Source organism: Mycobacterium sp. 1423905.2, assembly GCF_001673155.1.
GTDB lineage: Bacteria > Actinomycetota > Actinomycetes > Mycobacteriales > Mycobacteriaceae > Mycobacterium.
Genome location: NZ_LZLE01000356.1, coordinates 1 through 1,950, shown reverse-complemented (window position 1 = coordinate 1,950; position 1,950 = coordinate 1). Strand labels below are relative to the sequence as shown.

1 protein-coding gene is annotated in these 1,950 nt (G+C 73.0%); it reads right to left on the bottom strand.

Features of this window, described 5'->3' with window-relative positions; all coding sequences use genetic code 11:
* A partial coding sequence (locus A9W95_RS24790; RefSeq protein ID WP_082983314.1) for a PE family protein occupies nucleotides 1-1,920 on the bottom strand: 1,920 nt, incomplete at its 3' end.
* Nucleotides 1,921-1,950 lie beyond the last annotated feature (30 nt).

Genomic DNA, 1,950 nt, shown 5'->3' with positions numbered 1-1,950 from the left:
GACGGCGGCGCTGGCGGCAACGCTTTGCTGTTCGGCAGCGGTGGAGCCGGCGGCCAGGGCGGCACCGGTCTGACCGGCACCACCGCCGTCACCCCGGACAACGGCACGGCCGCCACTGGCAGCGCCGGGTTGGTCGCGACCCAGGTCGGCTTTACCGGTGGTGCCGGCGTCGATGGTGCTGTTGGTCAGGTCGGCGGTACTGGTGGGACAGGCGGGTCCCCAGATTTCCTGTTTACCGGCTCCCCCGCCCCCGGCCGTGCCGCCGCTTCCGGGGCTGCCCGGCGTCTTGATGCTGTCATTGCCGCCAGTCGCGGTCCCGCCTTTCCCGCCATCGCCACCGTCGCCGCCGCCGCCGCCAACACCGCCGGCGCCGCCCACGCCCGCGCTGCCGCTGGATCCGGCTTGGCCGAGGAAGCCTCCCTCCCCCGCTGCGCCGGCGGCACCGCCGGCACCGCCGGCACCGCCCGTACCGCCGACGCCACCGCTGCCTCCGAGACCTCCGTTGCCGCCGAACGATTTCTCACCGACCTGCGTCGCGATCGCTGAGCTATTCCCACCGTTGCCCGCCGATCCGCCGTCACCGCCGAGACCGCCGGATCCGCCGAGACCACCCGTGCCCCCGGTGCCGGCGGCACCGCCGGCACCGAACAGCAGCCCGCCGTGGCCGCCGGCCCCCCCGACACCTCCGGCGCCGCCCGATCCGCCGGTACCGCCGACGCCGCCCACGCCGCCGGTGCCGCCGGTTCCGCCGACAGCAGTGACAGCAATAAAGCTGGCCCTAGAGGTGGAGCTACCCCCGGCACCGCCGGCACCACCGTTCGCCGCAATACCGCCGGCGCCGCCCGTGCCGCCGGTGCCACCGTGTCCGCCGGCCCCGCCGCTACCGAACAGCAGCCCGCCATTGCCCCCGACACCGCCGGCACCGCCCATCCCGCCACTGCCGGCGGCTCCAGCGTCGCTACCGAATCCGCCGACACCGCCGACGCCTCCGGTGCCACCACTGGTGTCCGCGCCGGGAACCGAGCCGGTAAACAGGAAATCTGGGGACCCGCCTGTCCCACCAGTACCGCCGACCTGACCAACAGCACCATCGACGCCGGCACCACCGGTAAAGCCGACCTGGGTCGCGACCAACCCGGCGCTGCCAGTGGCGGCCGTGCCGTTGTCCGGGGTGACGGCGGTGGTGCCGGTCAGACCGGTGCCGCCCTGGCCGCCGGCTCCACCGCTGCCGAACAGCAAAGCGTTGCCGCCAGCGCCGCCGGCGCCGGGGTTCCCACCGTTAACGCCCGCCAGAGCAGCGCCTCCCAAACCGCCTGCGCCGCCGTTTCCGTACAGGATTCCGCCGGTACCGCCGCTACCGCCGCTGGCGCCGGCTCCACCGCCACCCCCGGCGCCCCCGTTGCCAAAGAGCCCGGCGCTGCCGCCGTTACCTCCGGCCACGCCGTTGGCCGTCTGGGTGAATCCAGACCCACCGTTGCCACCACTGCCCCACAAGATGCCGCCAGCGCCGCCGGCTTGACCGGTACCCGGCGCACCGTTGGCGCCGTCGCCTATCAGAGGCCGCCCCAGCAACGTGTTGGTGGGTGCATTGATCAGCGCCAACAGGTCGTCTTCGAAGGTCTGCAACGGGGTCACGTTGGCGGCCTCAGCCGCGGAGTAGGCCCCGGCCCCAACGCTCAACGCCCGCACAAACTCGTCATGAAACAAGGCGGTCTGCGCTGTGAGCGCCTGATACTCCTGACCGAACGCGCCGAACAGCGTCGCTATCGCCGCGGAGACCTCGTCCTGAGCCGCGGACACAACCTGTGTCGTTGCCGCCGCGGCCGCGACGTTCGCCGACCTCAGAGCGGATCCGATCCGGGCAAAGTCCGCCGCAGCCGCCGCCAGCGGTTCTGGTGCGGCAATCAGGTAGGAAGCCATCCAACATCTCCCGACTGGGCGGAGCACCAC